This window comes from Neptuniibacter marinus, assembly GCF_001597725.1.
GTDB lineage: Bacteria > Pseudomonadota > Gammaproteobacteria > Pseudomonadales > Balneatricaceae > Neptuniibacter > Neptuniibacter marinus.
In genome coordinates this window covers 1-318 of the sequence record NZ_LUTR01000061.1, presented here as the reverse complement: position 1 = coordinate 318, position 318 = coordinate 1, and the positions used below count along the sequence as shown (strand labels likewise).

1 protein-coding gene is annotated in these 318 nt (G+C 47.8%); it reads right to left on the bottom strand.

Annotated features, from left to right (window positions below):
- The coding region (locus A3774_RS16045) for a carbamoyl-phosphate synthase domain-containing protein (protein ID WP_331709321.1) at window positions 1-318 on the bottom strand (318 nt) is incomplete at both ends.

Here is a 318-nt window from a genome sequence, read left to right as displayed (position 1 = left end):
AATACGCGTCAGTTTACGTGTATCAATGTCCGCAATACCCACAACGCCTTTACGTTTAAGGTAGTCATCTAACGTCTCTTGTTGACGCCAGCTGCTAGAGCGTAGAGGTAAATCACGGATAATCAGGCCCGAACACCAAATTTGGTTAGACTCTTCGTCTTCGGCGTTAACGCCAGTGTTACCAATATGTGGGTAGGTCAACGTGACCATTTGTCGAGCATAGGAAGGGTCGGTAAGAATTTCTTGATAACCGGTCATAGAGGTGTTAAATACAACCTCTGCGGTTGAGGAGCCATCTGCCCCGATCGACACCCCTCT